The organism is Aeromonas sp. HMWF017 (assembly GCF_003061465.1).
GTDB classification, from domain to species: Bacteria; Pseudomonadota; Gammaproteobacteria; order Enterobacterales; family Aeromonadaceae; genus Aeromonas; species Aeromonas veronii.
In genome coordinates this window covers 27,665-52,708 of the sequence record NZ_QAJD01000175.1, presented here as the reverse complement: position 1 = coordinate 52,708, position 25,044 = coordinate 27,665, and the positions used below count along the sequence as shown (strand labels likewise).

Annotated in this window: 29 protein-coding genes; 19 read left to right on the top strand and 10 right to left on the bottom strand. The window is 58.4% G+C overall.

Going from position 1 to position 25,044, the window contains the following annotated elements; all coding sequences use genetic code 11:
* Positions 1 to 9 precede the first annotated feature (9 nt).
* Genes glnB through luxS form a run of 3 tightly spaced genes read left to right on the top strand, consistent with a single transcriptional unit; the run spans position 10 to position 1,529 of the window.
* Complete coding sequence (gene glnB, locus DBR30_RS19675) at positions 10 to 348, top strand: nitrogen regulatory protein P-II (RefSeq protein ID WP_005308848.1); 339 nt, start codon at positions 10 to 12, stop codon at positions 346 to 348.
* Positions 349 to 407: 59 nt separating this feature from the next.
* Complete coding sequence (locus DBR30_RS19670) at positions 408 to 1,001, top strand: transglycosylase SLT domain-containing protein (protein WP_013724120.1); 594 nt, start codon at positions 408 to 410, stop codon at positions 999 to 1,001.
* 18 nt (positions 1,002 to 1,019) lie between these two features.
* On the top strand, positions 1,020 to 1,529 hold the full coding sequence (gene luxS, locus DBR30_RS19665) for an S-ribosylhomocysteine lyase (RefSeq protein ID WP_005340462.1): 510 nt from the start codon (positions 1,020 to 1,022) through the stop codon (positions 1,527 to 1,529).
* Between the two features lie 325 nt (positions 1,530 to 1,854).
* On the opposite strand, the gene DBR30_RS19655 is transcribed toward luxS, so the two are convergent.
* Positions 1,855 to 2,481 (bottom strand): type II secretion system protein, encoded by a 627-nt coding sequence (locus DBR30_RS19655; RefSeq protein ID WP_108541573.1) that lies wholly within the window; start codon positions 2,479 to 2,481, stop codon positions 1,855 to 1,857.
* A 42-nt stretch (positions 2,482 to 2,523) separates the two neighbouring features.
* On the opposite strand from DBR30_RS19655, the gene DBR30_RS19650 reads away from it, so the two are divergent.
* From DBR30_RS19650 to deoD, 7 genes are all read left to right on the top strand, one after another.
* Complete coding sequence (locus tag DBR30_RS19650; protein ID WP_101317912.1) at positions 2,524 to 3,297, top strand: TatD family hydrolase; 774 nt, start codon at positions 2,524 to 2,526, stop codon at positions 3,295 to 3,297.
* 222 nt (positions 3,298 to 3,519) lie between these two features.
* Positions 3,520 to 4,794 (top strand): NupC/NupG family nucleoside CNT transporter, encoded by a 1,275-nt coding sequence (locus DBR30_RS19645; protein ID WP_005340466.1) that lies wholly within the window; start codon positions 3,520 to 3,522, stop codon positions 4,792 to 4,794.
* Between the two features lie 125 nt (positions 4,795 to 4,919).
* The gene (locus tag DBR30_RS19640) at positions 4,920 to 5,090 is read left to right on the top strand and encodes a XapX domain-containing protein (protein WP_005340467.1); all 171 of its coding nucleotides are present in this window, start codon (positions 4,920 to 4,922) and stop codon (positions 5,088 to 5,090) included.
* Positions 5,091 to 5,514: 424 nt separating this feature from the next.
* Positions 5,515 to 6,288 (top strand): deoxyribose-phosphate aldolase, encoded by a 774-nt coding sequence (gene deoC, locus DBR30_RS19635; protein WP_108541628.1) that lies wholly within the window; start codon positions 5,515 to 5,517, stop codon positions 6,286 to 6,288.
* 109 nt (positions 6,289 to 6,397) lie between these two features.
* On the top strand, positions 6,398 to 7,729 hold the full coding sequence (deoA, locus tag DBR30_RS19630; protein WP_108541627.1) for a thymidine phosphorylase: 1,332 nt from the start codon (positions 6,398 to 6,400) through the stop codon (positions 7,727 to 7,729).
* 14 nt (positions 7,730 to 7,743) lie between these two features.
* The gene (locus DBR30_RS19625) at positions 7,744 to 8,952 is read left to right on the top strand and encodes a phosphopentomutase (protein ID WP_108541626.1); all 1,209 of its coding nucleotides are present in this window, start codon (positions 7,744 to 7,746) and stop codon (positions 8,950 to 8,952) included.
* A 76-nt stretch (positions 8,953 to 9,028) separates the two neighbouring features.
* Positions 9,029 to 9,745, top strand: a complete 717-nt coding sequence (deoD, locus tag DBR30_RS19620; protein WP_005340471.1) for a purine-nucleoside phosphorylase — start codon at positions 9,029 to 9,031, stop codon at positions 9,743 to 9,745.
* Between the two features lie 67 nt (positions 9,746 to 9,812).
* On the opposite strand, the gene DBR30_RS19615 is transcribed toward deoD, so the two are convergent.
* The gene (locus DBR30_RS19615) at positions 9,813 to 10,433 is read right to left on the bottom strand and encodes a YtjB family periplasmic protein (RefSeq protein WP_005348965.1); all 621 of its coding nucleotides are present in this window, start codon (positions 10,431 to 10,433) and stop codon (positions 9,813 to 9,815) included.
* A gap of 119 nt (positions 10,434 to 10,552) precedes the next feature.
* Here DBR30_RS19615 and serB point away from each other — a divergent pair, with 119 nt between their 5' ends.
* A complete protein-coding gene (gene serB / locus DBR30_RS19610) occupies positions 10,553 to 11,563 on the top strand; it encodes a phosphoserine phosphatase SerB (protein WP_108588492.1) in 1,011 nt (336 codons plus the stop codon).
* Positions 11,564 to 11,591: 28 nt separating this feature from the next.
* Entirely contained in the window at positions 11,592 to 12,497 is a 906-nt protein-coding gene (locus DBR30_RS19605) for an alpha/beta fold hydrolase (protein ID WP_108540900.1), read from the top strand.
* 54 nt (positions 12,498 to 12,551) lie between these two features.
* Here the strand turns inward: DBR30_RS19605 and DBR30_RS19600 are convergent, their stop codons facing one another.
* Positions 12,552 to 14,930 carry a PilZ domain-containing protein gene (locus DBR30_RS19600; RefSeq protein WP_019445559.1) on the bottom strand — a complete coding sequence of 793 codons (2,379 nt, stop codon included), beginning with the start codon at positions 14,928 to 14,930 and terminating at the stop codon, positions 12,552 to 12,554.
* A 100-nt stretch (positions 14,931 to 15,030) separates the two neighbouring features.
* Here DBR30_RS19600 and radA point away from each other — a divergent pair, with 100 nt between their 5' ends.
* The gene (gene radA, locus DBR30_RS19595; protein WP_005348973.1) at positions 15,031 to 16,398 is read left to right on the top strand and encodes a DNA repair protein RadA; all 1,368 of its coding nucleotides are present in this window, start codon (positions 15,031 to 15,033) and stop codon (positions 16,396 to 16,398) included.
* An 81-nt stretch (positions 16,399 to 16,479) separates the two neighbouring features.
* Here the strand turns inward: radA and DBR30_RS19590 are convergent, their stop codons facing one another.
* The gene (locus DBR30_RS19590; RefSeq protein WP_108540899.1) at positions 16,480 to 16,860 is read right to left on the bottom strand and encodes a PilZ domain-containing protein; all 381 of its coding nucleotides are present in this window, start codon (positions 16,858 to 16,860) and stop codon (positions 16,480 to 16,482) included.
* A 100-nt stretch (positions 16,861 to 16,960) separates the two neighbouring features.
* Entirely contained in the window at positions 16,961 to 17,443 is a 483-nt protein-coding gene (gene rsd / locus DBR30_RS19585; protein ID WP_108540898.1) for a sigma D regulator, read from the bottom strand.
* Between the two features lie 337 nt (positions 17,444 to 17,780).
* On the opposite strand from rsd, the gene hupA reads away from it, so the two are divergent.
* The gene (gene hupA, locus DBR30_RS19580; protein WP_005340484.1) at positions 17,781 to 18,053 is read left to right on the top strand and encodes a nucleoid-associated protein HU-alpha; all 273 of its coding nucleotides are present in this window, start codon (positions 17,781 to 17,783) and stop codon (positions 18,051 to 18,053) included.
* A gap of 127 nt (positions 18,054 to 18,180) precedes the next feature.
* On the opposite strand, the gene DBR30_RS19575 is transcribed toward hupA, so the two are convergent.
* The 3 genes from DBR30_RS19575 to DBR30_RS19565 all read right to left on the bottom strand — a co-directional run bounded on the left by DBR30_RS19575 (position 18,181) and on the right by DBR30_RS19565 (position 20,979).
* Positions 18,181 to 18,624 (bottom strand): PACE efflux transporter, encoded by a 444-nt coding sequence (locus DBR30_RS19575; RefSeq protein WP_108540897.1) that lies wholly within the window; start codon positions 18,622 to 18,624, stop codon positions 18,181 to 18,183.
* A gap of 162 nt (positions 18,625 to 18,786) precedes the next feature.
* Positions 18,787 to 19,644 carry a hypothetical protein gene (locus DBR30_RS19570; RefSeq protein WP_108540896.1) on the bottom strand — a complete coding sequence of 286 codons (858 nt, stop codon included), beginning with the start codon at positions 19,642 to 19,644 and terminating at the stop codon, positions 18,787 to 18,789.
* Between the two features lie 111 nt (positions 19,645 to 19,755).
* Complete coding sequence (locus tag DBR30_RS19565; RefSeq protein ID WP_005358049.1) at positions 19,756 to 20,979, bottom strand: Nramp family divalent metal transporter; 1,224 nt, start codon at positions 20,977 to 20,979, stop codon at positions 19,756 to 19,758.
* A gap of 237 nt (positions 20,980 to 21,216) precedes the next feature.
* On the opposite strand from DBR30_RS19565, the gene rpsF reads away from it, so the two are divergent.
* From rpsF to DBR30_RS19545, 4 genes are all read left to right on the top strand, one after another.
* A complete protein-coding gene (gene rpsF, locus DBR30_RS19560) occupies positions 21,217 to 21,603 on the top strand; it encodes a 30S ribosomal protein S6 (protein WP_005308887.1) in 387 nt (128 codons plus the stop codon).
* Positions 21,604 to 21,633: 30 nt separating this feature from the next.
* The gene (gene rpsR / locus DBR30_RS19555) at positions 21,634 to 21,864 is read left to right on the top strand and encodes a 30S ribosomal protein S18 (protein ID WP_005308890.1); all 231 of its coding nucleotides are present in this window, start codon (positions 21,634 to 21,636) and stop codon (positions 21,862 to 21,864) included.
* Positions 21,865 to 21,916: 52 nt separating this feature from the next.
* Positions 21,917 to 22,363 carry a 50S ribosomal protein L9 gene (gene rplI / locus DBR30_RS19550; protein ID WP_005340490.1) on the top strand — a complete coding sequence of 149 codons (447 nt, stop codon included), beginning with the start codon at positions 21,917 to 21,919 and terminating at the stop codon, positions 22,361 to 22,363.
* A 101-nt stretch (positions 22,364 to 22,464) separates the two neighbouring features.
* A complete protein-coding gene (locus tag DBR30_RS19545) occupies positions 22,465 to 23,205 on the top strand; it encodes a ferredoxin--NADP reductase (RefSeq protein WP_108540895.1) in 741 nt (246 codons plus the stop codon).
* A 49-nt stretch (positions 23,206 to 23,254) separates the two neighbouring features.
* Here DBR30_RS19545 and DBR30_RS19540 read toward each other — a convergent pair whose 3' ends face one another.
* On the bottom strand, positions 23,255 to 23,605 hold the full coding sequence (locus DBR30_RS19540; protein ID WP_181363635.1) for a hypothetical protein: 351 nt from the start codon (positions 23,603 to 23,605) through the stop codon (positions 23,255 to 23,257).
* A 19-nt stretch (positions 23,606 to 23,624) separates the two neighbouring features.
* Positions 23,625 to 23,921: a hypothetical protein gene (locus tag DBR30_RS19535; RefSeq protein WP_021229026.1), complete on the bottom strand. Its 297-nt coding sequence runs from the start codon at positions 23,919 to 23,921 to the stop codon at positions 23,625 to 23,627.
* A gap of 255 nt (positions 23,922 to 24,176) precedes the next feature.
* On the opposite strand from DBR30_RS19535, the gene DBR30_RS19530 reads away from it, so the two are divergent.
* On the top strand, positions 24,177 to 25,044 hold an 868-nt coding region (locus DBR30_RS19530), incomplete at its 3' end, for a Preprotein translocase subunit SecY (protein WP_375135864.1).

Sequence of the window (25,044 nt, the reverse complement as noted above, 5' to 3'; positions counted from 1 at the left end):
GGAGTCACCATGAAGAAGATTGAAGCCATCATCAAACCGTTCAAGCTGGACGATGTGCGCGAGGCCCTGGCCGAGATCGGCATCAACGGCATGACCGTATCCGAAGTCAAAGGCTTCGGCCGCCAGAAGGGCCATACCGAGCTCTATCGCGGCGCCGAATATATGGTCGATTTCCTGCCGAAAGTGAAGGTGGAGCTGGTGGTGCAGGACGAGGATCTCGATGCCTGTCTGGAAGCGATCCAGAACACCGCCCGCACCGGCAAGATTGGTGATGGCAAGATCTTCGTCTGCGAGGTGGAGCGTGTCATTCGTATCCGTACCGGCGAAGAGAATGAAGACGCGATCTGACCTTGGCTATCTCTTTACCTGACCAGAGGCGTGAAGCGCGACCTCATTTGATGGGGTGGATGCGCTTCGTGGTAGTCGCCAGCCTGTTGGCGGGCCTGACTGCTTGCAGTACCCGTCCACCGGCTCAGCCGGAGAATCTGTGCCAGATTTTTCGGGAGAAACCCGAGTGGCACAAGGCCGCGCTCAAGATGAATGAGAAGTGGGGGACGCCGATCCATGTGGTGATGGCCATGATGTATCAGGAGTCCTCTTACGTACATGATGCCCAGCCGCCGATGCAGTATTTCCTCTTCATCCCGACCGGGCGGGCCAGTTCGGCTTATGGTTATGCTCAGGTCAAAGATGAAACTTGGGCGGATTACCAGCGGGAAACCGGCAACAGCTGGAGCGATCGCGATGACTTTGCCGACGCCATCGATTTCATGGGTTGGTACACTAACAAAGCCCAGCGGCTAAATGGCACCTCCAAGTGGGATGCCTATGGCCAGTACCTCAACTATCACGAAGGGTGGGGTGGCTACCGGCGTGGCAGCTATCGCAGCAAGGGGTGGTTGATGAAGACCTCTCGCAAGGTGGAAGCTCGCGCCCAGCGCTACGGCGCCCAGTACCGTCAATGCAAGGATCAGCTCTCCCGCGGGGGCTGGTTCTGGTAACCAAATCAGGAGTCAGAAATGCCGTTATTGGACAGTTTTACCGTTGACCACACCCGTATGGAAGCGCCAGCGGTGCGTGTGGCCAAGACCATGCAGACCCCGAACAAGGACACCATTACCGTGTTCGATCTGCGTTTCTGTGTGCCGAATCAGGAGATCCTCTCCGAGCGCGGTATCCATACGCTGGAGCACCTGTTCGCCGGATTTATGCGTGATCACCTGAACGGCAACGGCGTGGAGATCATCGACATCTCCCCCATGGGTTGCCGTACTGGTTTCTACATGAGCCTGATCGGCGCGCCGGACGAAGCCCGTGTTGGCGCAGCCTGGCAGGCGGCCATGAGCGACGTGCTGACCGTGCAGGATCAGGCCAAGATCCCCGAGCTGAACGAGTATCAGTGCGGCACCTACAGCATGCACTCGCTGGAAGAGGCGCACGCCATCGCCCGTCATGTGCTGGAGCGCGGTATCGGCGTCAACCACAACGACGAGCTGGCCCTGCCGGAAGAGAAGCTGAAGAGTCTGTGAGGCTGATGAGCTGTCGCTCATCGGATAACCTCTTCAGGGAATGTTAAAAGAGCCGGTCAGCCATGCTGACCGGCTCTTTTTTATTCCGCCCGATCGCGGTCATGGGGATGACTTGCTCCCCTTGCTGACTCTGATTAGGATGGTTTTTGACCTGAACCTGTTGGCGGAGGTGTGACGATGAAAGGGGTATTGCTGCGTTGGCTGGCCCGTTACGACGCGTGGTGCGAGGAGTGGGGGCTCACCCAGGAAAACCGGCGCTGCTGCACGCCGGTTCGTTATGATGATGATTCAAGCAAAGAGCGAGCTTGCACAGAAGAGGCTGAGCTCAATCAAAATTGCGGGTCACGGCACCGGTAACACTGTTGTACTCGAAGCCGAGGCCGTTGGGGTGATCCGGGAAGCGGCCGATAGAATCGCGAAGAATATAGGTGCAATTCCTATGGGTTTGACCATGCTCGTCGGTTTTGTAATTGCTGCTGACTGTAGATATGTAGTCTGCTTTGTCGCGCAGAGCTTGGTTTTCATTGCTGGCTGCAACCGTGTATTCAGTTTCGAGTAACTCCTTGAAGACAAGCTTGCAGTCATCATTTCCAGAAATAGAAATATAGTCTGATGGCAGTTTGCTCAGGTCATACGTCTCGTTTATGCCTTTTCCGCTGCCCTCTTCAGAGCCCACCGGCCAGCCATAGAGATTGATGTCCATATTCTTGGCGCCAAAGCTTCCCAGATTATATAGAGCGAGTGCTTGTCCTTGTGTGGCTACCGCCCATCCTGCATTAGCCAGCTGTACCGCGCTGGCAAAGCTGCCTGCGGTCGCCGAGACCGTGCTTTTCAGGGCATCATCCTTGATATTGATAAAGCGGGGCAGGGCGGTGACGGCCAGGATCCCCAGCACTATGATCACCAGCACCAGTTCAATCAGGGTAAAGCCGTTGTTTCTGTTGTTCATCATGTTCAATGACCCATTTAAATACCGCAAACAGGTGTGAGTGATATGCAGCTGATAGATACCCATTGCCATCTCGACTTTCCGGTGTTTGATCAGGACAGGGAGGCACTGCTGGCCCGTTGCCGGGCATTGGGGGTGACGGAGTATATCATTCCTGCCATCGCAGAAGATAACTGGACTCGTGTGATGGCACTGGCAGAGCAACATGACGGCCTCTTTTATGGTCTGGGCGTTCATCCCTGGTATGCCGGTGAACAGCGTGAGGGGGTGATGGAACGGTTGCGAGCGTTGGTGATGAGCCAGCCTGCAGGGCTGGTGGCCATTGGCGAGTGCGGGCTTGACCTCCGTTCTCACGTGCCGCAGGAGGGGCAGCTTGCGCTGTTTGAGGCTCAGGTCCGGCTGGCTGTTGATGCCGGGCTTCCCCTTATGATCCACTCGGTGCGTGCCAATGACACTGTGGCCAAGCTGTTGCGCCGCTTCAAGCCGCCTCGTGGTGGGGTGATCCATGCTTTCAGCGGTTCGTTGCAGCAGGCGGAGGCTTTCTGGCAACTGGGCTTTCGACTCGGGGTGGGCGGGGTAATCAGTTTTGAGCGGGCGAACAAGACGCGAGAGGTATTTCGGGCTATGCCGCTCGAGGCTCTGGTGCTGGAAACCGATTCGCCAGATATGCCGTTGCAAGGCGCACAAGGCTCCCGAAATACACCGGAAGCGCTGCCGAAAATAGCGGAAATAATGATGACATTGCGGGATGAACCATCGGCAGATGTTGCCAAGGTGTTATTTGAAACTGCCCGGCATATTTTCCATCACGACCAATAGCCATGAAACAAATTCGCAACACCTGATTTAGTTGTCAGGAAAAAAAATGAGCGTAAAAATCGTTTGCTGTCTAATTTTGTGACACTTGGACATTTTGATAACGATAAAATGTGACCAGCATTCTATTTTATCGGACTTTAATTAGTATAATGCGCTCCCCTTGATTAGTTGGGTTTAATAACAACTCGCTAACAAGCCAGGTGCTACTAGAGGAAGATAATAATGAATTTGTTCATGGGTCTGGTAGGGATGGCGACGCTCGTCCTTATCGCGGTGCTGTTCTCCAGCAATCGCAAGGCAATCAACGTTCGTACCGTTGTCGGTGCGTTCGCAATTCAAGCCGGTCTGGGGGCGTTTGTACTCTATGTTCCGGTTGGTCGCGATATCCTGGTCGGCGTATCCGACGCGGTATCCAGCGTGATCAGCTACGGCCAGAACGGGATCGACTTCCTGTTTGGCGGTCTGGTCAGCAACAAGATGTTTGAAGTGTTTGGTGGCGGCGGCTTTGTCTTTGCCTTCCGTGTTCTGCCGGTCATCATCTTCTTCTCTTCCCTGATTGCAGTGCTCTACTACCTGGGCATCATGCAGATGGTCATCAAGTTGCTGGGCGGCGGTCTGCAGAAAGTACTGGGTACTTCCCGCACCGAATCCCTGTCTGCAACTGCCAACATCTTCGTCGGTCAGACCGAAGCGCCGCTGGTGGTTCGTCCTTACATCGCCAAGATGACTGACTCCGAGCTGTTCGCCGTCATGTGTGGTGGTCTGGCTTCCGTTGCCGGTTCCGTACTGGCCGGTTACGCCTCCATGGGCGTGAAGATGGAGTACCTGATTGCTGCCTCCTTCATGGCTGCACCGGGTGGTCTGCTGTTCGCCAAGCTGCTGGTTCCCGAAACCGAGACCCCGAACTACGACGAAAGCTCTGCCGATGCCGAGCTGGATGACAAGCCTGCCAACGTCATTGACGCTGCTGCTGCTGGTGCCTCTGCCGGTATGCAACTGGCCCTGAACGTCGGCGCCATGCTGCTGGCCTTCATCGGTCTGATTGCCATGATCAACGGCATCTTCTCCGGTGTGGGTGGCTGGTTCGGTTATCCGCAACTCTCTCTGGAACTGCTGCTGGGCTGGATCTTCTCCCCGCTGGCCTTCCTGATCGGTGTGCCCTGGAATGAAGCAGTGGTTGCCGGTTCCTTCATCGGTCAGAAGCTGGTAGTGAACGAATTCGTGGCTTACCTGAACTTCGCTCCGTACCTGAAAGACGAAGTGCTGATCAACGGTGTGGCCATGTCCGATCACACCAAGGCGATCATCTCCTTCGCGCTGTGTGGTTTTGCCAACCTCTCCTCTGTTGCCATCCTGCTGGGTGGTCTGGGGTCCATGGCGCCGAACCGCCGCGGTACCATTGCACGCTTTGGTCTGAAAGCCGTACTGGCTGGCTCTCTGTCCAACCTGATGTCTGCCACTATCGCAGGCTTCTTCCTGGCACTGTCCGGCATGTAATCGCCGCCTGACTGACAGGGTATAAACACGAACGCCACGGCATCTGCCGTGGCGTTCGCGTATGGAGCGGTGACAACCGTTTTCCTATCTAAACTAATAATAAAATGAGTCAAATCGGAGGTTATATGAATGAAGTGCTACTGGCGATGGTGGCCGGCTTTATAGTTGGTTTGTTGTTTTCTTTCCTCAAATTGCCGATCCCTGCGCCTCCCGTTTTGTCCGGGGTAATGGGGATCGTCGGGGTCTATCTGGGGGGATTGGCCTACTCCTGGATCCTGACTCGTTTCTTTTCGTAAGGCTTTTTTAGACCTGGATTTGCCAGATGTGAGGTACCTCTGAAATTGGCAAATCCGGCTTGCAAACAGGGGGTATCTCGGCTGAAATAGGCGTTGCCAGCAGGGTGCTGGCAATGACTAATACTCGATGAAATCGGGTGTTGGCGGTCAAATGGAATTGATTGGGAAGTTGGGTCAGATGCTGTCGGCCTTTCTCAAGTCTTCATGGAACCAAGTCCGCACTTTTGTAAGAAAGTGACAGGGCTCTTGCCTTATTTACAGTCGCAGTGCCTGCAGGGTGTTTTGAATAGCATCCCGATAGTGCCGGTGCATTCGCACTGTAATTCCATTCCCGTATAGCTGGGGATTACTGCCTGTGCATCCATCGCTGGATGGTATGGTGGTGCCCGGTTATCTGGATTAAATCGAGACTTTGGAGAACAGAATGACTGACCTGAAAGTGGCCGCTCAGCGCGCCCTGAACCTGATGGACCTGACCACCCTGAACGATGACGACACCGATCAGAAGGTGATCGACCTGTGCCATAAGGCCAAGTCACCGGCCGGTCTGACCGCCGCTGTCTGCATCTACCCCCGTTTTATCCCTATCGCTCGCAAGACCCTGCGTGAGATCGGCGCTGCCGACGTACGCATTGCGACCGTGACCAACTTCCCGCACGGCAACGACGACATCGAGATCGCCGTGGCCGAGACCCGTGCCGCTGTCGCTTACGGTGCTGACGAAGTGGACGTGGTGTTCCCGTATCGCGCCTTCATGGCTGGCAATGAACAGATCGGTTTTGATCTGGTCAAAGCCTGTAAAGAGGCCTGCGGTGCCAACGTGCTGCTGAAAGTGATCATCGAAACCGGCGAGCTGAAAGAAGAGGCGCTGATCCGTCGCGCTTCCGAGATCTGTATCGATGCCGGTGCCGACTTCATCAAGACCTCCACCGGCAAGGTGCCGGTCAATGCGACCCTGGAAGCGGCGCGGATCATGATGGAAGTGATCAAGGCCAAGAATCCGAAAGTCGGCTTCAAGCCAGCTGGTGGCGTGAAAGACGCAGCCGTTGCCGGTCAGTACCTGGCCATGGCCGAAGAGATCCTCGGCAACGACTGGGTGTCCGCCCGTACCTTCCGCTTTGGTGCATCCAGCCTGCTGGCTAGTCTGCTGGCCACTTTGGGGCATGGCGACAAGCCGGCCAACACCAGCGGTTACTAATAGGTTGATGAGAGGGCGGACTGCTGTCCGCCCTGTTAGCCCCCACCATGTGGTGTGCGGGCAAGGATTCAGGCTTGTGTAACGCCAGCAATGGCGGAGGGAATGAAAGATGTTTTTGCCTCAAGAAATTATTCGCAAGAAGCGCAACGGTGAAGCGCTCAGTACCCAAGAAATTCAATTCTTCGTTCAGGGCATTACCAACAACACCATCGGTGAGGGGCAGATCGCCGCCCTGGCGATGGCGGTCTACTTCAAAGACATGACCATGGATGAGCGGGTTGCCCTGACCTGCGCCATGCGCGACTCCGGCATGGTGCTGACCTGGGATCACCTCAATCTGGGTGGCCCGATTGTCGACAAACACTCCACCGGTGGTGTGGGTGATGTGGTCTCTCTGATGCTTGGCCCGATGGTCGCTGCGTGTGGCGGTTTCGTGCCGATGATCTCCGGCCGTGGCCTGGGCCACACCGGCGGTACCCTCGATAAACTGGATGCCATTCCCGGTTACCAGACCTCGGTCGACAACGACCGTTTCCTGAAAGTGGTGAAAGAGGCGGGTGTCGCCATCATCGGTCAGACCGGCGATCTGGCCCCCGCTGACAAGCGTATCTATGCAGTACGGGACATCACTGCCACCGTCGAATCCATTGCCATGATCACCGGCTCCATCCTCTCCAAGAAGCTCGCCTCTGGGCTCGAAGCGCTGGTGATGGATGTGAAAGTGGGCTCCGGCGCCTTTATGCCGACTTTTGAAGCCTCCGAAGAGCTGGCCAAGAGCATTGTGGCCGTGGCCAACGGTGCCGGTTGCCGCACCTCTGCGCTCTTGACCGATATGAACCAGGTGCTGGCCTCCAGCGCCGGTAACGCGGTGGAAGTGCGTGAAGCGGTGCGCTACCTGACCGGTGAATACCGCAACCCGCGGATCCACGAAGTGACCATGGCGCTGTGCGCCGAGATGCTTATCTCTGCAGGCTTGGCCAGCGACGAGCGCGATGCCCGCGCCAAGCTGCAGGCGGTGCTGGATAACGGCAAGGCTGCCGAGATCTTCGGTCGCATGGTGACTGGTCTCGGTGGCCCGGCCGATTTTATGGAGCGTTACGACGCTTACCTGCCCAAGGCAGCCATCGTCCGCCCGGTTTTCGCGGCCAACAGCGGTTTCGTGACCGCCATGGATACCCGCGAGCTGGGGCTGGCCGTGGTGGCGATGGGCGGGGGGCGCCGCGCTGCCGGTGACAAACTTGATTATGCGGTCGGTCTGACCGACTTTATCCGCCTGGGTCAGAGCGTCGATGCTGAGAAGCCGATCGCGATGATCCACGCTCAGACTGAAGAGCAATATGCTCAGGCTGCCAGCATGGTGCAGGCGGCTGTCCGGATTGGTGGCGAGCGGCCGGAGGCACTGCCTGAAGTGTACCGCCGTATCACCCTGGCCGATTTGTAACAAGGGGAAGACCCATGAAACGTACCTTTATTCTGATGATGGACTCTTTCGGTATTGGCGCAGCTGCCGACGCCGACAAGTTCGGAGATGTGGGCGCCAACACCCTTGGCCATATCGCCAAGGCGTGTGCGGCAGGTGAAATTGAAGGCCGTGGTGCCCTCAATCTGCCCAACCTCAACAAGCTGGGTCTGGGCCACGCCTGCGAGCAGGCCTCCGGCTACTTCCCGGAAGGGCTGAAGAAAGATATCGAGGTGGTCGGTGCCTACGGCTTTGCTCAGGAGCTCTCCTCCGGCAAGGATACCCCGTCCGGTCACTGGGAGATCGCCGGTGTGCCCGTGCTGTTCGAGTGGGGCTACTTCAAGGATCACCACAACAGCTTCCCGCAGGAGCTGCTGGACGCCATCGTCGAGAAGGCTGGTCTGCCTGGCTATCTGGGCAACTGCCACGCTTCCGGTACCCAGGTGCTGGACGATCTGGGCGAAGAGCACATGAAGACCGGCAAGCCGATCCTCTACACCTCTGCCGACTCCGTGTTCCAGATTGCCTGCCACGAAGAGACCTACGGCCTCGAGAAGCTCTATGAGCTGTGCCACATCGTGCGCGAGCTGCTGGAGCCCTACAACATCGGCCGCGTGATTGCGCGTCCGTTCGTGGGCAGTGGCAAGGGCAACTTCAAGCGTACCGGCAACCGTCACGACTACTCAGTGCTGCCGCCGGCGCCGACCGTGCTGGATTACATGAAAGATGCGGGCGGTCAGGTGGTCTCCATCGGCAAGATTGCCGACATCTATGCCCAGCAGGGCATCACCAAGCAGGTGAAAGGGACCGGTCTGACCGAGTTGTGGGATCGCACGCTGGAAGAGGTGAAAGCGGCCGGTGACAACACCATCGTCTTCACCAACTTCGTCGACTTCGACTCCTCCTACGGCCACCGTCGTGACGTTGCCGGTTATGCCGGTGCGCTGGAGTATTTCGATTCCCGCCTGCCGGAGCTGTTTGATCTGCTGCAGGATGACGACGTGGTGGTGCTGACTGCCGACCACGGCTGCGACCCGACCTGGGGTGGCACCGACCATACCCGCGAATACATTCCGGTGCTGTTCTTCGGCAAGCCGGTCAAGGCTGGCTCCGTTGGTCGTCGTGAGACCTTTGCCGATATCGGCCAGAGCATCGCGGCTTATCACGGCCTGCCGAAACTGGCGTACGGTACCAGCTTCCTGTAATTTACCCGCCCGCCACTTCGGCGGCGGGCAATTTATAAAACAATAAAACTCAACCTAGTGTGAAGGAATCAAGAGAATGGCAACTCCTCATATCAATGCGAAAGATGGCGCCTTTGCTGATACCGTGCTGATGCCGGGCGACCCCCTGCGCGCCAAGTACATCGCTGAAACTTTCCTGGAGAACGTCGAGCAGATCTGCGACGTGCGCAACATGTTCGGCTTTACCGGTACCTACAAGGGCCGTCGTATCTCCGTCATGGGTCACGGCATGGGTATCCCCTCCTGCTCCATCTACGCCAAAGAGCTGATCACCGATTACGGTGTGAAGACCCTGATCCGTGTGGGCTCCTGTGGCGCCGTGCGTGAAGACGTGAAACTGCGTGACGTGGTGATCGGTATGGGTGCCTGCACCGATTCCAAAGTAAACCGTCTGCGCTTCAAAGATCACGACTTCGCTGCCATCGCCGACTTCGACCTGGTTGCCAATGCTGTGCAGGCCGCCAAGAACAAGGGTGTTGCCGTGCGCGTCGGTAACATCTTCTCCGCCGACCTGTTCTACACTCCGGACCCCTCCATGTTCGACGTCATGGAAAAATACGGCATCCTGGGTGTCGAGATGGAAGCCGCCGGTATCTACGGCGTGGCCGCAGAGTACGGTGCCAAGGCACTGACCATCTGCACCGTCTCCGACCATATCCGTACCGGTGAGCAGACCACCTCTGAAGAGCGTCAGCTGACCTTCAACGACATGATCGAGATCGCACTGGATTCCGTCCTGCTGGGCGACAAGTAATTCCCTTGCGAATAAGAAACGGCGGCCTTCTGGCCGCCGTTTTTGTATCTGCTCATTGGTTGCGCCATCAGTTTTCCGGAGGCGGCGCGGGGGGCGTACTCTTTTTCTTGTGCTTGCGCACCCGCATGTAGTTGCGGCGTACGCCGTAGGATATGAGCACCCCGGCCAGCAGGGCTACCAGCAGCATCAGGCGCTGTTTCTCCTGCACCACCTTGAGCCGGGTGTCCTTGTCTGCCAGCATCTGCTGCTCTTCCAGGGTGATGCGCAGGAAGCCGATGGTCTGCTCGCCATCCCGGATCTCCTGTACGAACTGGATCCGCCCCTTTCCCTGCTCCGGCAGTGACTTGTTATCGCTGCCGATGGGCAGCAGGCTCTCCAGTGGCACCGCCTGCTCCGATTGGGCGAGGGGAATGCCGCGTCCGTCGTAGAGGGTGGCATCGAGGATCTCCGGCTCCGCCGCCAGATCCCGAGCCAGACGCTCCAGCTCGCTGCTCTTCTCCTCCTTGATCCAGCGCTTCATGTCGCGGGCAGCATAGGCGACCAGCGCCTGTGCCCGGTTGCGCGCTTCGCTGTGCAGCGAGGCCTGGCTTTCACCCTGCATATGAATGAGCACACCGAGCACCCAGCATCCGAGCAGGATACCGGCACCCAGGCTGAGAACACGTTTAATGGGAAGATGACGCTGCAAGCGTAAGACCTCTGGTAACAAGGAGTGGCGGGATCTTGGCGCTTGCCTGTACAAAAAGCAATACGCTACTCTGGGCCAGCATTGTTAACCCCCTGATCACCAAGGAAGGCGTATCCCTTATGTTGTTGTCCCGGCTCCCCCCTCTGTTATCCGATTGGCCCGCGTTGTTGTCCGGCTCACCCTGTTGGCAGCTCAACGCAGATGCGTTGCAACCGACAGAGACCCCGCAGGCGGGCGGCTGGCTGGTGCTGTTTGGCAAGGGGCTGGGCGCCTCCCATCTGGCGCGTCTGTCGCCTTTGTTGGCAGCGGAGGGGTTGGCGGCCACCCTCTATCCTCCCACCGAGGTGGCAGGCGTGCCGTTGCTGCTGCTTGGCTGCGATCGCTTCTCTGCCGAGTTGGTGGCCGAGCTCAAGAGCGGTGAGTGGGAGATCGATCTCTGCCATCTGCCCGCGCTACCGACCCTGAACGAGCCCGGCCTGCTGGTGATGGACATGGACTCCACCGCGATCTGCATCGAGTGCATCGACGAGATCGCGCGGCTAGCGGGGGTCGGCGATCAGGTGGCGGCGGTAACAGCTGCTGCCATGCAGGGCAAGCTGGAGTTTTCCGACAGCCTGCGCAATCGGGTGGCCCTGCTGGCAGGGGCGCCGGTCACCATTCTCGACGAGGTGGCGGCATGGATGCCCTGGATGCCGGGCTTGCAGCTGATGGTCGATACCCTCAAAGGGGCGGGTTGGAAGGTGGCCATCGCCTCTGGCGGTTTTACCCGTTTTGCTGGCCAGTTGCAGCGCGAGCTGAAGCTCGATGCCATCTTCGCCAACGAGCTGGCGGTGGAAGGGGGTCAGCTGACCGGCAAGGTGAGCGGGCGTATCGTCGACGCCAGCGTCAAGGCCGAGGTGTTGCAGCAGCTTGCTCAGGAGTACGGCATTGCTGCCGCACAGACCGTGGCCATCGGCGATGGTGCCAACGATCTCAAGATGATGGGGGTCGCGGGCCTTGGCATCGCCATTCACGCCAAGCCGCTGGTGCGGGCGCAGGCGGCGGCCACCCTCAATCATCACGATCTGGAGGGGGTGATCTGCCTGCTGGCGGCGTGGGCCTGCAGCGAGCAACGCTGGGGCAAGCGCTGACAGTGTTTCAAGGAGGAAACCCATAAAAATGGAATTGTTGCAGCAGTCTCTGTTTATCCCCTGTGGTGGCCATCAATTGCATGTGCGCCACATCAAACCCCGGGTCGCCGTGCATGGCGAGCCGATCCTGATGGTGCACGGCGCCATCGAGAATGGGCGGATTTTCTATACCGAGTCGGGCAAAGGGTTGGCCTGCTTTCTGGCCCGCCATGGCTATCAGGTTTATGTGGCTGATTTGCGGGGGCGGGGGCTCAGTACCCCGGCTATCGCCGAGCAGGCGGAGCACGGTCAGCATGAGCTGATCACCGAGGATCTGCCCGCCCTGCAGCACGGGATTGCCGAGCGCCATCACGGCTTCAAGGTGCACTGGGTGGCCCACTCCTGGGGCGGCGTCATCATGGCCTCCACGCTGGTGCGCTTTCCCGAACTGGCGGAGCAGGTGGCCAGTCTGCTGTTTTTTGGCACCAAGCGCGGCGTGTCGGTGCACAATCCCGAGCGCTGGCTGAAGGTGGACCTGATCTGGAATCGGCTGGCCCCCTGGCTGGCTCGCCGCCGTGGTTTTCTGGCGGCTCGCAATCTGAAGATCGGTGCTGACGACGAGCCGCTGCGCTATCTGCAGGAGACCATCCCCTGGGTCAAGTGCGGCCCCTGGCAGGATCCTCACGACGGTTTTGCCTATGACGAGGCGGCGGCACGGGTCAACTGGCCACCGCTCTGGATGATCTCGGCCAAAGCGGACAAGGTGCTGGGTCACCCGACCGATGTGCGCCGCTTCAGCGACGAGATGGGGTCGGCCACACGTCACACCCGATTGGGGCGGGACAATGGCAACCGCCTCGATTATGACCACATCAATATGCTGACCGCCCCGCAGGCCCAGGAGGATCACTTCCCCCAGATCCTCGATTGGCTGCTCAACCCGCAGGCGGCATGACAAAAAACAGGGCGCCTCGCGCGCCCTGTTTCATTTTTGTCTGTTTCCGGATCTTCAGTTCAGCGGCGGCGTGATGCCAAAGCGGAACAGGGTGGCCTGGGTGGTATCGGTCAGTTCGCCCACCCCCACCACGCTCCAGAGCTCCTCTTCCAGCTTGCGTGCCTTGTGGATGGCGAACTTGGCGATGTAGTCCAGCTCGTTGGCGATGAAGTTGGTGTCGGGCCGTCCGGTACGGGAGATGCCGACCAGCACCGAGTAGAACTCCCCCTGTTGCTGCGCCAGCTCGATGAACTGACGCTTCTCTTTGACATTGGCAAAGCTGCTGGCCAGCCGGCTGCTGAAGATGGGCAGACCGGCCTTGGTCTGGATGCTGGCGATATAGACCTCATCTTCTCTCGGTTTGTCCTCCCGCTCGATGGCGCGCAGCGGGTTCATGAGCAGCTCCTTGAGCAGCTCCCCCTGAAACAGCGGATAGAGGTTCTCCTGCTCCGGTAGCTCGGCACAGGCTTGCAGCAGGCGCTGCAGACTGCGCGGTTGCAGGGATTTGCCGATGGAGGCCGGTTTGGGCGCGCCTTTCAGCTTGTTGACATAGACTGGCGAGTTGAACAGGTGGTGGGTGTAGATGTTGCGCAGGGCCCGCGCCAGCCCGCGATAGCGGCGCTGCTCCTGCGCCGCCTTGAGCTTGTTCTGGTTGCTCTCGATCAGCAGGCTGAAGAACTGGCGGCCGGTATGGCGATCCGAATCCCCTTCGATGCAGAGGTGCAGCACGGTGCGGGTCATGTTGAGGCTGACCAGCCGGTAGGAGAGGCGCTGCAGGTCCATGCTCTTGGAGAGCTCCTGCAGGCGGGGCAGGGCGATGGTCACCACATCGTTTTTCTCGCCGATAAAGGCATCTTCCAGCTCGATTTGCAGGCCGTGAGTCGAGATGTCGCGGGTCCAGCCGATCCAGGATTTGCCGTTGTGATGGATGGCGACCGCGGTCTTGTGGATGTAGCGCGACTCCTTGCGCAGCTGAACATAGTGCAGGGTCTCGATCTCGAACGGGGCAACCCCCTGTTCGTGACCAAAGCGTTGCAGCTCGTTGGCGTTGTTGCTGACTCCTTCCTGGTGGAACTCTTCCCGCTGGGACTCCAGACCGATCTCCTGCAGCAGGCCGCAATAGCCGATCTGCTTGAGCCGCTCGAGCAGCAGGATGTCTTGTAACTGCGGGTTGTCCTGCCCCTGTAGTTGCCCCACATCCGCCTCGACGAGATCGCATGCCTCCAGCGTGAACTTGTAGACACGCCAGCTGGGGCGGCGTGAGCCCACCTGGAAGAAGAGGGCGGTGAGGCCACTCTGGCGCAGCTCCTCGGCGGTGGCGGAAAAGAAGTAGATGTGGCTGCGCACCGTGTGGGTAAAGCAGTAGATGATGGTCTCGGTGGTGGTTCCGGGGGCCGGGCAAAGCCGTTTCATCCGCTCTGCGCTGAAAAGCCCCGCGAGGGCATCGCGGTTTTTTTCATCGCGCCAATACTCCAGCAGGTGCTGGTTGTTCTCGGTACGCAGGGCAATCTCGAGATTGGGGCTGTCGCCTGTGCCGAAGAAGAGCGGCATGCCGGTCATCCGCGGCAGGTAGAACTGCTCATACCCCTTGATGATGGCGGCGGAGAGCAGATAGTCGACGCTGACCCGATAGCGGATCTTGTTGGCATCGATAAAGTCGCTGAGGAAGGCATCAAAGGCGGGCTGTTCGCCGGAGCGCACCAGCCGCAGCCAGTATTTCCCCTCTTTGCTCTCTTCGCCAAGGATCTGATAGCCGACCGGCTGGTGCAGCACCGGATTAGGGGTGTCCCGCTCCAGTCCGGTAAAGAAGACCTCCACCTGGGCGCCGGTGTGATAGTTCGGCAGATAGGGAACCGAGACCCGCATGCCACCCAGCGAGAGATCTGAACTCTTGGCGAACAGCTTCTCACCATCCTGAAACTTGATCAGCACCGGCGAGCTGAAGTGCATCCGCTCCTGACGGCGGCCGTAGTAGCTGGCAAAGGCAATGGTGTTGACATCATATTGCCGGAAGGGGCTGGCCGGCGGCGACAGCTGACCATCCACGCGGGCGTTGTGGTGCTGTTTTTGCCACTGTTGCAGCGCCTCGTAGACACCGAGGGTATAGATATCGCGGTAGAGATAGCACTGGGACTGGAACAGGGCAATCGCATCGGCGGGCATGAAGTGAGTGATGCCGTCGAACTCATGCACCAGGCACTCATCCTCCAGCTCATCGCGCATGTCGATGACCCTGCGGCAGGGGGAGCACTTGCGCTTGAGCTCCATCTTGATCAGAAAACGGCTGTTGCTGTTTTCCTCCTGGGTCATGCGGTTGAAGATCTCCTCGAAATCTTTCTCCCGCAGCAAGGGGACGAGTTGTTCAATCAGATGTTGCTGGTGTTCTGAATCCATTTGTTCCTGCCACGGAAAGTCACTTTTCCGATTCTGGGTTTGATCTGTCGGTCGCAAACAAGTATATCAAGCAGGAATTCATCCTGTCCCCGAGTTATCAATGGCCAAAAATAAAACTGCTTATGTTTGTTCCGAATGTGGTGCCGACTTCACACGCTGGCAAGGTCAATGCAGCGAGTGCAAAGAGTGGAATACCATTACCGAGGTGCGCCTCGGTTCGGTGAGCCCCGCTGGCAAGAGTGCCCGTTACTCCGGTTATGCCGGCGCGGTCGGCAGTCAGGTACAGACACTGGCAGAGATCGCCACCACCGAAATTCCCCGTTTTACCTCAGGTTTCAAGGAGCTGGATCGGGTGCTTGGTGGCGGTGTGGTGCCAGGCTCGGCCATTCTGATCGGCGGCAACCCGGGGGCGGGCAAGTCCACCCTGCTGCTGCAGACCATGTGTGGTCTTGCAGAGCGGATGAAAACCCTCTATGTCACCGGCGAGGAGTCGCTCCAGCAAGTCGCGATGCGGGCCAACCGCCTTGGGCTGCCCACCGACAAGCTGCGGATGCTTTCCGAGACCAGCGTCGAGCAGATCTGCCTGATTGCCCAGCAGGAGCAGCCGCAGATCATGGTGATCGACTCCATTCAGGTGATGCATGTGGCGGATGTGCAATCGTCCCCCGGTTCTGTCTCACAGGTGCGCGAAGCGGCGGCGCTGCTGACCCGCTACGCTAAGCAGAATCATGTAGCCATCTTTATGGTGGGCCATGTGACCAAGGATGGCAGTCTGGCAGGTCCCAAGGTGCTGGAGCACTGTATCGACTGCTCTGTGCTGCTTGACGGTGGCCATGACTCCCGTTTTCGGACTCTGCGCTCCCACAAGAACCGCTTTGGTGCGGTCAACGAGCTGGGGGTTTTTGCCATGACCGAGCAGGGGATGCGCGAGGTGAGCAACCCCTCCGCCATCTTCCTCAGCCGGGGGCAGGAGCAGGCGCCCGGTTCCATCGTCATGGTGATCTGGGAGGGCACCCGACCGCTGCTGGTGGAGTTGCAGGCGCTGGTGGATTACTCCCAGCTCTCCAACCCGCGCAGGGTGGCGGTGGGGATGGATCACAACAGGCTCGCCATGTTGCTGGCGGTGCTGCACCGTCACGGCGGGCTGCAGATGGCGGATCAGGATGTCTTCATCAACGTGGTCGGCGGGGTCAAGGTCGAGGAGACCAGTGCGGACTTGGCGCTGCTGCTAGCGATGGTCTCCAGCTTCCGGGACCAGGCGCTGCCCAAGGATCTGGTGGTGTTCGGCGAAGTGGGTCTTTCCGGTGAAATTCGCCCGGTGCCGTCCGGCCAGGAGCGGTTGCAGGAGGCGGCCAAGCACGGTTTCCGCCGTGCCATCGTGCCGCACGCCAATGCCCCCAAGCATCCCATCGAAGGGATGGAAGTAGTGCCGGTCAAGAAGCTGTCTGAGGCACTCGAGGCGCTGTAATCCCTCAGCATTGCAATCGATACAACAGCACAACGGAAAAAGAGCGCCTCGGCGCTCTTTTTTATGGGCTGGAACCTGCCATCAGGGCTGGCTATGTTCCAGATGTTCGCTCAGCAGTTGTTCCAGCTCGCGGTGGAGCAGCTCTTCGTCGCCGACGTTAAGCTCTATCATCCGCTTGAGGTGGGTGGCGCTGTCGATATCGATGTGGTGGCAGTAGAAACCCAGCTTCTTGCTGGCTTCGTGGGTCAGCTCGACCTGCATTTTGATCTCGATATCGCTACCGCTCAGGATAAAGCTGAGCTGGTACTCCTTGTTGTCACGACTCTCCCACTCGTCGGGGCGGATCAGCAGGGCTCCCTGCAAGGAGACGTCGACAAGCTGGGTCTGCCACTTCTGTTCCCCCTGAGTGAGTTCTGCCATGGTCAAGTAGAGGATCCGTGCAAAACGGCGGCGCTCAGACATGCTCATCTCCTGTATGCAATAAGTGTGGACGCTAGGGTCATTGCTCTGAGTGTAATCCACCTTGGTTGCCAGTATCTTGAACTTGCTCCGAAAATGGCATTCAGGCTTGCTGGGTACCCAAGGATTCCACCACATGAAGCGCCTTGACCAGGCGGTCCTCCTGTTTGAACCGCTCTTCCAGAACCGGACCCAACTCATTGAGATCATCATCCAGTAGCAGCAATTGGGCCTCGTCGGCATCACTGTATTTGTCGTTGAACTCGAGGGCGAATTCAGTGCTGTTACGAATATGGGGATAGATGCGCTTGGCCAGCTCCAGTGTTTCGCCGCTGGCTTGCTCGAAGGCGGTGACGACGTGGTGGTAGATCTCGAAATGGCCCGCGCTGACATAGTCGACCAGGCGGTCGCAAAACTGATGCAGCTCTTCTGTTTTGGGCAGGCTGCGTTGCTTGGTCCGCGCCGGAGTAAGGCCTGCCAGCTGCATGTATCCAACCAGCAACGCTTGCCTTGCATCCAGCCAGTCGTCGATAGCCTTATGCTTGCCTGCCAGCGCCTGCTTGGTCTGTTCCAGTTTCGTCAACATAATCCCTATCCCTCCGTGGGGCAAAGGCTGGCCGAATGTTCGGTATTCCGAGCCGTTTGAGCAGTGACACAACCTATAACTAGGGAAAATCTGGGCAAGCGTCAATAGCCATGGGGGGATAATGTTAAGTGGCGAAGAAATAGTCAGTGGATTGTGTCTGAGTGCTAGCAGGTTTCAGGCCTGCTCACGGTTTTTCGCGTGTGGAATGTGACTATTTCCGCAGATCTTGATGAAAACCCCAGCGTTTGACGCGTTCGGCTCGATAAAGGCTTTGCCTGTGCGTTTTTTTTTGCATAGAGTGACCCAGCGCTAAATGCCCGATCATAAAGGAAATGTTATGAACAAAGCTCAACTTGTCGATGCGATTGCCGCCAAAGCAGATCTGAGCAAAGCTCAGGCCAAAGTGGCTCTGGAAGAGATCATCAATGGTATTACCCAGAGCTTGAAAGAAGGCGATGCTGTGCAACTGGTCGGTTTTGGCACCTTCAAGGTCACCCACCGCGCAGGCCGCACCGGTCGTAACCCGCAAACTGGTAAAGAGATCCAGATTGCTGCTGCTAACGTGCCTTCATTCGTGGCTGGCAAGGCTCTGAAAGACGCCGTCAAGTAAGTCCGAAAGTCTGTTTTGTCCAATGCCAGTCAGCTTGCTGACTGGCATTGTTTTTATGGGATTCTCACATCCTTCCTATTGGTCCTTCCTGACTTTTCCTTCTGTCAGCCTTATTGCGGCTGAGGCCTTATGCCGTCTGCGGGTTGGATGGCAGCGGCCAGATCCGCTCATAGGCCCAGGTAAAGACCATGATGTAGACGAGGTAGAAGGCGACGAAACCGAGATCCAGCATCAGGGCGTCCCACACTCCCAAATCGAGCCAGAACATGACGCAGGGGAGGGAGAGCATCATAAAGCTCGCCTCATAGCCAAACGCGTGCAGGAAGCGGTCCAGTGGTCGTTTGTTGGTGCGCCCGCACAGTTTGAGCAACTCCTTGTCGAACAACAGGTTCCAGCCGTAGGTCCAGGCAGTGGCGACGATGGAGAAGAAGATGGCCAGCGAACCGACCTCGGCGACGCCCTGACCGAACAGCTGGCTGATCAGCGGTGCGACCAGTGCCAGCCCGATGCCTTCGTAGAGAACCAGATAACGAAGTCGATCAGGGGTGGTGCGAAGTTGAGTACTACTCATGGGGATATGCCTCCTGTGGGAGGCGCATTCTAATCAGGGAGTGGTTAAAAGAGAAGCATCGGCCCGTCGTGACTGGCGTTGAGGGGCATGATGATGCCCCCTCTTTGCGATACGTCTCTATTGCCAATTTGGGCGTTAGCCCTGAGTGGTCAAGTCTGCGACTCAGGCGCCGGTTGGCGTGACCCGTGTCAGCATGGCAAAGCCCTCTTCCACTTGTGTGAGCTGTACCTTGACCGCCCCCAACTCGGCGAGCGAGGCAACATGAGTGCCACCACAGGGAATGGTCACCTCCTGGCCTTCCAGCATGCAGTGCCAGTAACGGGAATCGATGATCGCCTCGCCAGCGCGGCTACGGCGGATCTCGCCTCCGGCTGCGATCCAGTCGGCCAGTTGCTGGTTGATCTTCTCTTCAATCAGCGCCAGATCTGCCAGCAGCGCCTCGCTGTTGACCCCCTTCTTGCGCAGGCTCTTGCCGATGCGGTACTGCTCCCGCGATCCACAAGGCTCGACCCGAGAGCTTTGAATAGCCAGGCGGTCGAAGTCGGGCTGGCCCAGTGCATCACGCTCGCTTACCTCCTTGCGCCAGTAGGGAGTTAGTACTCGATTGAGCGCCAGCGCGGCCAGATGGCAGCCGCTATGACCCAGACTCAGGGCGTGGCGGGTAGCGCTATCCACTTGCAATTCGACCTGGCTGCCAACGGTCAGCGCATGGTCACCGGTCAGCGGATGGACCACCACGAAACGCCACCCCTCAGCGCCCCGTTTGACCGGAATGGCAGTATCGACGAACAGCTCGCCATCCGGGCTGATGGCCCCCATCCGGCAGGGGCCAATGGTTGCTTCGCCCCCTTCCCAGCGAACATGGCCCACATCCCCCGGCTGATCGGGCCAGAGGTGGCTCTGGGGATGAAAGGGGGTGAGGTCGGTGACCAGCAGCGTGGTGTCGCCACGCTGGCAGCAGACCACGCTGGCCTGCTCTTGATGATGGCCCAGCACGAAGCTGGCTCGGGTATGTTCCATGGCAAGGCTCCCGCAACGATAAATGAGAAGAGAAAGCGGCAGCATACGCCAAAGTGCGAAGAGGCTCATTAACCAGAGTTAATGAGCCCCTCTTCTCGGTTTGACGGTTCGCTAGATCATGGCGACCAGCAGATAGGCGTTGAGCCCGATCACCAGCGCAACGATAAGGCGGCCGATGGCTTGTGTGACCGGATGGTTACGATGTTGCCCCATCAGTGCCCGATCGCCGGTCAGCATCAACAGCGGGATCAGGGCCAGCGCGATGCCAAAGCTCAGGATCACCTGACTCAACACCAGAATTTCGGTGGTGTTGAGCCCCATGGCGATTACCACGAAGGCGGGAGCCATGGTGATGGCGCGTCGCAGCCAGAGCGGGATGGTAAAGCGGACAAAGCCCTGCATCACCACTTGCCCGGCCAGGGTGCCCACCACGGTAGAGCTGATGCCGGAGGCGACCAGCGAGAGGCCAAACAGGGTGGCGGCAGCCTGACCCAGCAGCGGAGTGAGGGTCTGGTAGGCGGATTCCAGCTCCGCTACCTGCTGGTGGCCCGAGCTGTGGAACGCGGCGGCCGCCATCGCCATCATCGCCAGATTGACGAAACCGGCGATGGTCATGGCAATCGCCACATCGACCCGGGTGGTGTGCAGCCGCTGGCTGACCGAGCCCTGATCCTGCGTGTGCTGGGTCAGTGCCGAGTGCAGATAGATAACGTGGGGCATCACGGTGGCACCGAGCACACCGGCGGCCAGATAGACGGCATCGCTGTTGGGCAGACCGGGGAAGAGGGCGCCCTCCAGCAGGCTGGGCAGATGAGGGCGGGAGAAGATCAGCTCGACGATGTAGGCCGCCGCGACAAACAGCAACAGGCCACCGACCACGAACTCCAGCGGTTTCTGGCCACGGGATTGCAACATCAGGATCCCCCAGGTCACTACGGCGGTGATACAGGCTCCTTCAAGCAAGGTCACGCCAAGCAGCAGCTTGAAGCCGACTGCGGCGCCGATAAATTCGGCGAGATCGGTGGCCATGGCGATGATCTCTGCCTGCACCCAGTAGGCCCAGACCGCCGGTTTCGGCAGTCGGTCGCGGATGTGCTCCGCCAGATTCTTGCCGGTGACGATGCCAAGTTTGGCCGAGAGGGTCTGCACCAGCATGGCCATCAGGTTGGCCCATACCACCACCCAGAGCAACTGGTAGCCAAAGGTAGAGCCCGCCTGAATATTGGTGGCGAAGTTGCCCGGGTCGATATAGCCGATGGCGGCGATAAAGGCAGGCCCGAGCAGGGTCAGTTTGAATTTGCGGGCTGGAATCGTAGTCGTCAGTGCGGGTTGCATGGCATCACCCTCCATAAGGATATGGAGAGAGAATAGATCTAAGTGATAATCATTATCAATTGTTGTTTCTGATGATTTCCATCGGGAAAAACATTTAAGGCGGTCAGTTGCAGTGAGGGATGTGATTTCGTACAATACTCCGCCCTAGAAAAGCAGCGACTAAACACCTTTATGTTCCTTGCCTCCGAGGTCTGGCTGCACCTGGGCGGAGGCTGAATTAATCCGTAAGGAGCTAAAATGCGTCATTACGAAATCGTCTTCATGGTTCATCCGGACCAGAGCGAGCAAGTTCCCGGCATGATCGAGCGTTACACCGGCGCCATCACCACCTCCGGTGGTACCATTCATCGCCTGGAAGATTGGGGCCGTCGTCAACTGGCTTACCCGATCGACAAACTGCACAAAGCCCACTACGTTCTGATGAACGTAGAAGCAGAGCAAGCCGTTATCGATGAGCTGGAAACCAACTTCCGCTTCAACGATGCCGTTATCCGCAACATGATCATGCGCACCAAGCACGCCGTGACTGAAGTTTCTCCGATGGCCAAGGCCAAAGAAGAGCGCTTCACCCGTCGTGACGACGAGCGCCGCGAAGAAGCTACTGAAGCTGCTTCCGAAGAGTAATTCTGGATCACTGACTAGAGGATAAAGGCCATGGCACGTTATTTCCGTCGTCGTAAGTTCTGCCGCTTCACCGCCGAGAACGTTACCGAGATCGACTACAAAGATATCGTTACTCTGAAAAACTACATCACTGAATCTGGCAAGATCGTACCGAGCCGAATCACCGGTACCCGCGCCAAGTATCAGCGTCAGCTGGCACGCGCCATCAAGCGTGCTCGTTACCTGGCTCTGCTGCCGTACACCGATCTGCACAACAAGTAAGAATCGGCCCGGCACTTAAGCCTAACTCAACGAAATTTATAGAGGAAAGGTAATGCAAGTTATCCTGCTCGACAAAATCGCCAAACTGGGCGGTCTGGGTGACCAAGTTTCCGTGAAATCTGGTTATGCCCGTAACTACCTGATCCCGCAAGGCAAAGCTGTTATGGCCACCAAGGCCAACATCGAAGCTTTCGGTGCTCGTCGCGCTGAGCTGGAAGCCAAACTGGCTGCCAACAAAGCTGCTGCTGAAGAGCGTGCTGCCAAGCTGGCCGAACTGGCTACCGTGGTTATCGCTTCCAAGTCTGGCGACGAAGGCAAGCTGTTCGGTTCCATCGGTACCCGTGACGTGGCTGAAGCCATCACTGCTGCCGGCGTAGCCGTTGCCAAGAGCGAAGTCCGTATGGGCAACGTTCTGCGTAACACCGGTGACTACGAAGTTGCTGTTCAGCTGCACGCTGACGTTAAAGCAACCGTACAGATCCAGGTTGTTGCCCTGTAATAGCGATTCGCTTTTGCAGAGAAAACCCGCGCTTTTGCGCGGGTTTTTTATTTTCCGGCCCGGGGGTAGAGTGAAGCTCTGTTCCTCTGGAGGAGATCTCTATGGCCTGGGTCGAAGGTCGCGTCATCGAACGCATCGAATGGACACCTACTCTGTTCTCCCTGCGGGTAGCGGCCGATCTGGCCCCCTACAAGGCAGGTCAATTCACCAAACTGGCCCTTGAGCAGGGCGAGCGGCGCATTCAGCGCGCCTACTCCTTCGTCAATCCCCCCTCTGCGCCATACCACGAGTTCTATCTGGTCGAGATCCCGAGTGGTGAGCTGACTCCGTCCCTCGGCTCGCTGCAAGCGGGCGATACATTGCTGGTGCAATCCCAGGCTACCGGCTTTCTGACGCTGGATGAGGTGCCCGCCGGGCGCGATCTCTGGCTGCTCTCGACCGGCACTGCCATCGGCCCCTTCCTCTCCATGCTGGCCGAGGGTGAGGCGTTCAACCGTTTCGAGAATTTGGTGCTGGTGCATGGGGTGCGCAAAGGCGAAGAGCTGAGCTATCAGGATTTGATCGCCAGCTTTGTCGAGCAATATGGCGAGCGTTTTCGCTATGTCCCCTTTGTCAGCCGCGAGCCCTGGCCCGATGCAATGGCTGGCAGGATCCCGGCGGCGATAGCCAACGGCCAGTTGCAGCAGCGGGTAGGGTTGGAGTTCTCACCCGAGCTGAGTCAGGTGCTTGTCTGTGGCAATCCGGAGATGGTGAAAGAGACCCAGCAGACCTTGCTGGCGCTGGGGTTGGCCAAGAATCTGCGGCGGGCGCCGGGCAATATCAGTGCGGAGAATTATTGGTAAAACAATCAGCACTGGGGCGCCAGGCCCCTGCTGCATCTGGAGAGGGCGTTCAGTTCTTCTTGCCGTTGCCCTTGTTTTTATCCTTCTGTTTGTCGTGACCTTGCCCGGGGTTATTGCCGCTGTGGATGCTGCGGTTGTAGTGAGCCCGGTACTTGCCATCCATCTTGTCGCAGTTGAGTTTGATCCGGCTGTCGCCAATGCCAAGATCCAGGCAGTTGTCCTGCCAGCAGTCGTACTCTTTGTCATCCCAGTCGAGATTGATCTTGATGTCATCACCGGAGATCTTGATGCCATCGCTATTTTTGCTTGGCGGTGCCGCAACCGCGATGCCATGCGTCATCAGCAGGGAGAGCAGCAGGGCGCCACGCTGGATAACGGGGTTGTGTTTGGCTTGGGTCATCGCAAGGGGACTCCTGTCGTTATTGGCCACTCTGCGAGTTGGCAGGGATCTGGTTGGTTTGCGGCGGCTGGTTGCGGTTCTCTTCATCTTCCAGATTGAATTTGACTGCCCGGCAGTCGGCCGGGGCGGTTTCGCCGACCCCCAAGTCGAGGCAGTCGTTCTGGGTCCAGCCGAACTGCTTGTCATCCCAGTCCAGGTTGAATTTAAGCTCATCGACGGAGAATTCGGAGCCACTGCTCTCTTGATATTGCTGGGTCGCTGCGGCGCTGCCGGTAACCAGAAGAAGGGAGAGTAGCAAAGTGGTCTTACTGTTCATGATGGCCTCGGATAATTGCAACGGTGGATGAGTGTACAGACCGGAGCTGAACCCGGGCGGAACTGTTCCCCATCTCACCACATGATCAAGTCAGGGAGGGATTGTATCGCTTTTCTGCTGTCGATTTGTCCGTTTTGGTCGCACTCTGGGCAGCTGGTTGCCAATCTGAAGGAATTCAGTCATTTGCCCTTCTCTGGGCGAGTCTGGCGACTATAATCGGCAGCCAACTTTTCCTGCACAGCACACCCCTTCATCATGACCACACAGGACTCCTCCACACTGCGCTACCCCAAGGGGTGGTTTGCTCTGACGACGGTATACAGTTTCACCGGGTTGGCCATTCTGGCTTCCATTATCTTCTCCCTGCTGCTGTTCCTCTCCATCGATGACAACCCGCTGATGAAGTGGTTGTTCGGCGGCTTGGCCATCATCTTCGAGCTGGGCAAGTTTTACGTCTGGTACGAGTACGGCGAGCGCAAGGCGCGGCGGGATCTGAGTGGCGCTTTCTGGTCGCTGCTGTTTTACAGTGTGCTGGCGGCCATCTCCATCGGCGGCAGTATCGGTGGCATCAACAGCGCCACCAATACGGTGTTGAGCCAGCAGGCGCGCCACGAACGGGAGCTTGCCCGTTTCGACGAGCAGATCGCCAGCATCGAGCGGCAGATCCAGCTCAACGAGGAGGCAGCCCGCAAATACATCGAGCTGGAGCGCATCTCCAGTGGTGTCTCCTCATTGCAGCATGCCAACACCAAGCTGCGCTTGCAGCAGGATGAGCTGCGTCAGCAGCGCGATGCCAAGCCGGTCAACGAACAATCTTCCATGCTGGGGCTGATGAGCAGTCTGGCGGACGGGGTGGGGATGAGCATCAGCCAGGTGCAGTTCCTGCTGGTCTGCTTCCTCTCGGTGCTGCTCGACGTGTTCGGCGCCTTTTTCGTCAGCCTGATCGGCGAGGAGAACCGCTTTCGCCGGATGTGGCGTGGGCAGCAGGAGCAAGCTCGCAGAGAGGCGCAGGAGGCGTTGGCGATGGCGGCACAGCCCGAGCCCATCATGATGCCCCCCGAGCCCGCCCCCGAAGTGCTGGAGCAGGTGCGCGGAGCGCTGATGAGTGGTGAGCTCAAGTGCA

What these genes read in the sequence shown, in the direction of transcription:
- glnB (WP_005308848.1), top strand. Translation starts at nt 10, where the DNA reads ATGAAGAAGATTGAAGCCATCATCAAACCGTTCAAGCTGGACGATGTG.
- DBR30_RS19670 (WP_013724120.1), top strand. Translation starts at nt 408, where the DNA reads ATGCGCTTCGTGGTAGTCGCCAGCCTGTTGGCGGGCCTGACTGCTTGC.
- luxS (WP_005340462.1), top strand. Translation starts at nt 1,020, where the DNA reads ATGCCGTTATTGGACAGTTTTACCGTTGACCACACCCGTATGGAAGCG.
- DBR30_RS19655 (WP_108541573.1), bottom strand. Translation starts at nt 2,481, where the DNA reads ATGATGAACAACAGAAACAACGGCTTTACCCTGATTGAACTGGTGCTG.
- DBR30_RS19650 (WP_101317912.1), top strand. Translation starts at nt 2,524, where the DNA reads ATGCAGCTGATAGATACCCATTGCCATCTCGACTTTCCGGTGTTTGAT.
- DBR30_RS19645 (WP_005340466.1), top strand. Translation starts at nt 3,520, where the DNA reads ATGAATTTGTTCATGGGTCTGGTAGGGATGGCGACGCTCGTCCTTATC.
- DBR30_RS19640 (WP_005340467.1), top strand. Translation starts at nt 4,920, where the DNA reads ATGAATGAAGTGCTACTGGCGATGGTGGCCGGCTTTATAGTTGGTTTG.
- deoC (WP_108541628.1), top strand. Translation starts at nt 5,515, where the DNA reads ATGACTGACCTGAAAGTGGCCGCTCAGCGCGCCCTGAACCTGATGGAC.
- deoA (WP_108541627.1), top strand. Translation starts at nt 6,398, where the DNA reads ATGTTTTTGCCTCAAGAAATTATTCGCAAGAAGCGCAACGGTGAAGCG.
- DBR30_RS19625 (WP_108541626.1), top strand. Translation starts at nt 7,744, where the DNA reads ATGAAACGTACCTTTATTCTGATGATGGACTCTTTCGGTATTGGCGCA.
- deoD (WP_005340471.1), top strand. Translation starts at nt 9,029, where the DNA reads ATGGCAACTCCTCATATCAATGCGAAAGATGGCGCCTTTGCTGATACC.
- serB (WP_108588492.1), top strand. Translation starts at nt 10,553, where the DNA reads ATGTTGTTGTCCCGGCTCCCCCCTCTGTTATCCGATTGGCCCGCGTTG.
- DBR30_RS19605 (WP_108540900.1), top strand. Translation starts at nt 11,592, where the DNA reads ATGGAATTGTTGCAGCAGTCTCTGTTTATCCCCTGTGGTGGCCATCAA.
- DBR30_RS19600 (WP_019445559.1), bottom strand. Translation starts at nt 14,930, where the DNA reads ATGGATTCAGAACACCAGCAACATCTGATTGAACAACTCGTCCCCTTG.
- radA (WP_005348973.1), top strand. Translation starts at nt 15,031, where the DNA reads ATGGCCAAAAATAAAACTGCTTATGTTTGTTCCGAATGTGGTGCCGAC.
- DBR30_RS19590 (WP_108540899.1), bottom strand. Translation starts at nt 16,860, where the DNA reads ATGTCTGAGCGCCGCCGTTTTGCACGGATCCTCTACTTGACCATGGCA.
- rsd (WP_108540898.1), bottom strand. Translation starts at nt 17,443, where the DNA reads ATGTTGACGAAACTGGAACAGACCAAGCAGGCGCTGGCAGGCAAGCAT.
- hupA (WP_005340484.1), top strand. Translation starts at nt 17,781, where the DNA reads ATGAACAAAGCTCAACTTGTCGATGCGATTGCCGCCAAAGCAGATCTG.
- DBR30_RS19575 (WP_108540897.1), bottom strand. Translation starts at nt 18,624, where the DNA reads ATGAGTAGTACTCAACTTCGCACCACCCCTGATCGACTTCGTTATCTG.
- DBR30_RS19570 (WP_108540896.1), bottom strand. Translation starts at nt 19,644, where the DNA reads ATGGAACATACCCGAGCCAGCTTCGTGCTGGGCCATCATCAAGAGCAG.
- DBR30_RS19565 (WP_005358049.1), bottom strand. Translation starts at nt 20,979, where the DNA reads ATGCAACCCGCACTGACGACTACGATTCCAGCCCGCAAATTCAAACTG.
- rpsF (WP_005308887.1), top strand. Translation starts at nt 21,217, where the DNA reads ATGCGTCATTACGAAATCGTCTTCATGGTTCATCCGGACCAGAGCGAG.
- rpsR (WP_005308890.1), top strand. Translation starts at nt 21,634, where the DNA reads ATGGCACGTTATTTCCGTCGTCGTAAGTTCTGCCGCTTCACCGCCGAG.
- rplI (WP_005340490.1), top strand. Translation starts at nt 21,917, where the DNA reads ATGCAAGTTATCCTGCTCGACAAAATCGCCAAACTGGGCGGTCTGGGT.
- DBR30_RS19545 (WP_108540895.1), top strand. Translation starts at nt 22,465, where the DNA reads ATGGCCTGGGTCGAAGGTCGCGTCATCGAACGCATCGAATGGACACCT.
- DBR30_RS19540 (WP_181363635.1), bottom strand. Translation starts at nt 23,605, where the DNA reads ATGACCCAAGCCAAACACAACCCCGTTATCCAGCGTGGCGCCCTGCTG.
- DBR30_RS19535 (WP_021229026.1), bottom strand. Translation starts at nt 23,921, where the DNA reads ATGAACAGTAAGACCACTTTGCTACTCTCCCTTCTTCTGGTTACCGGC.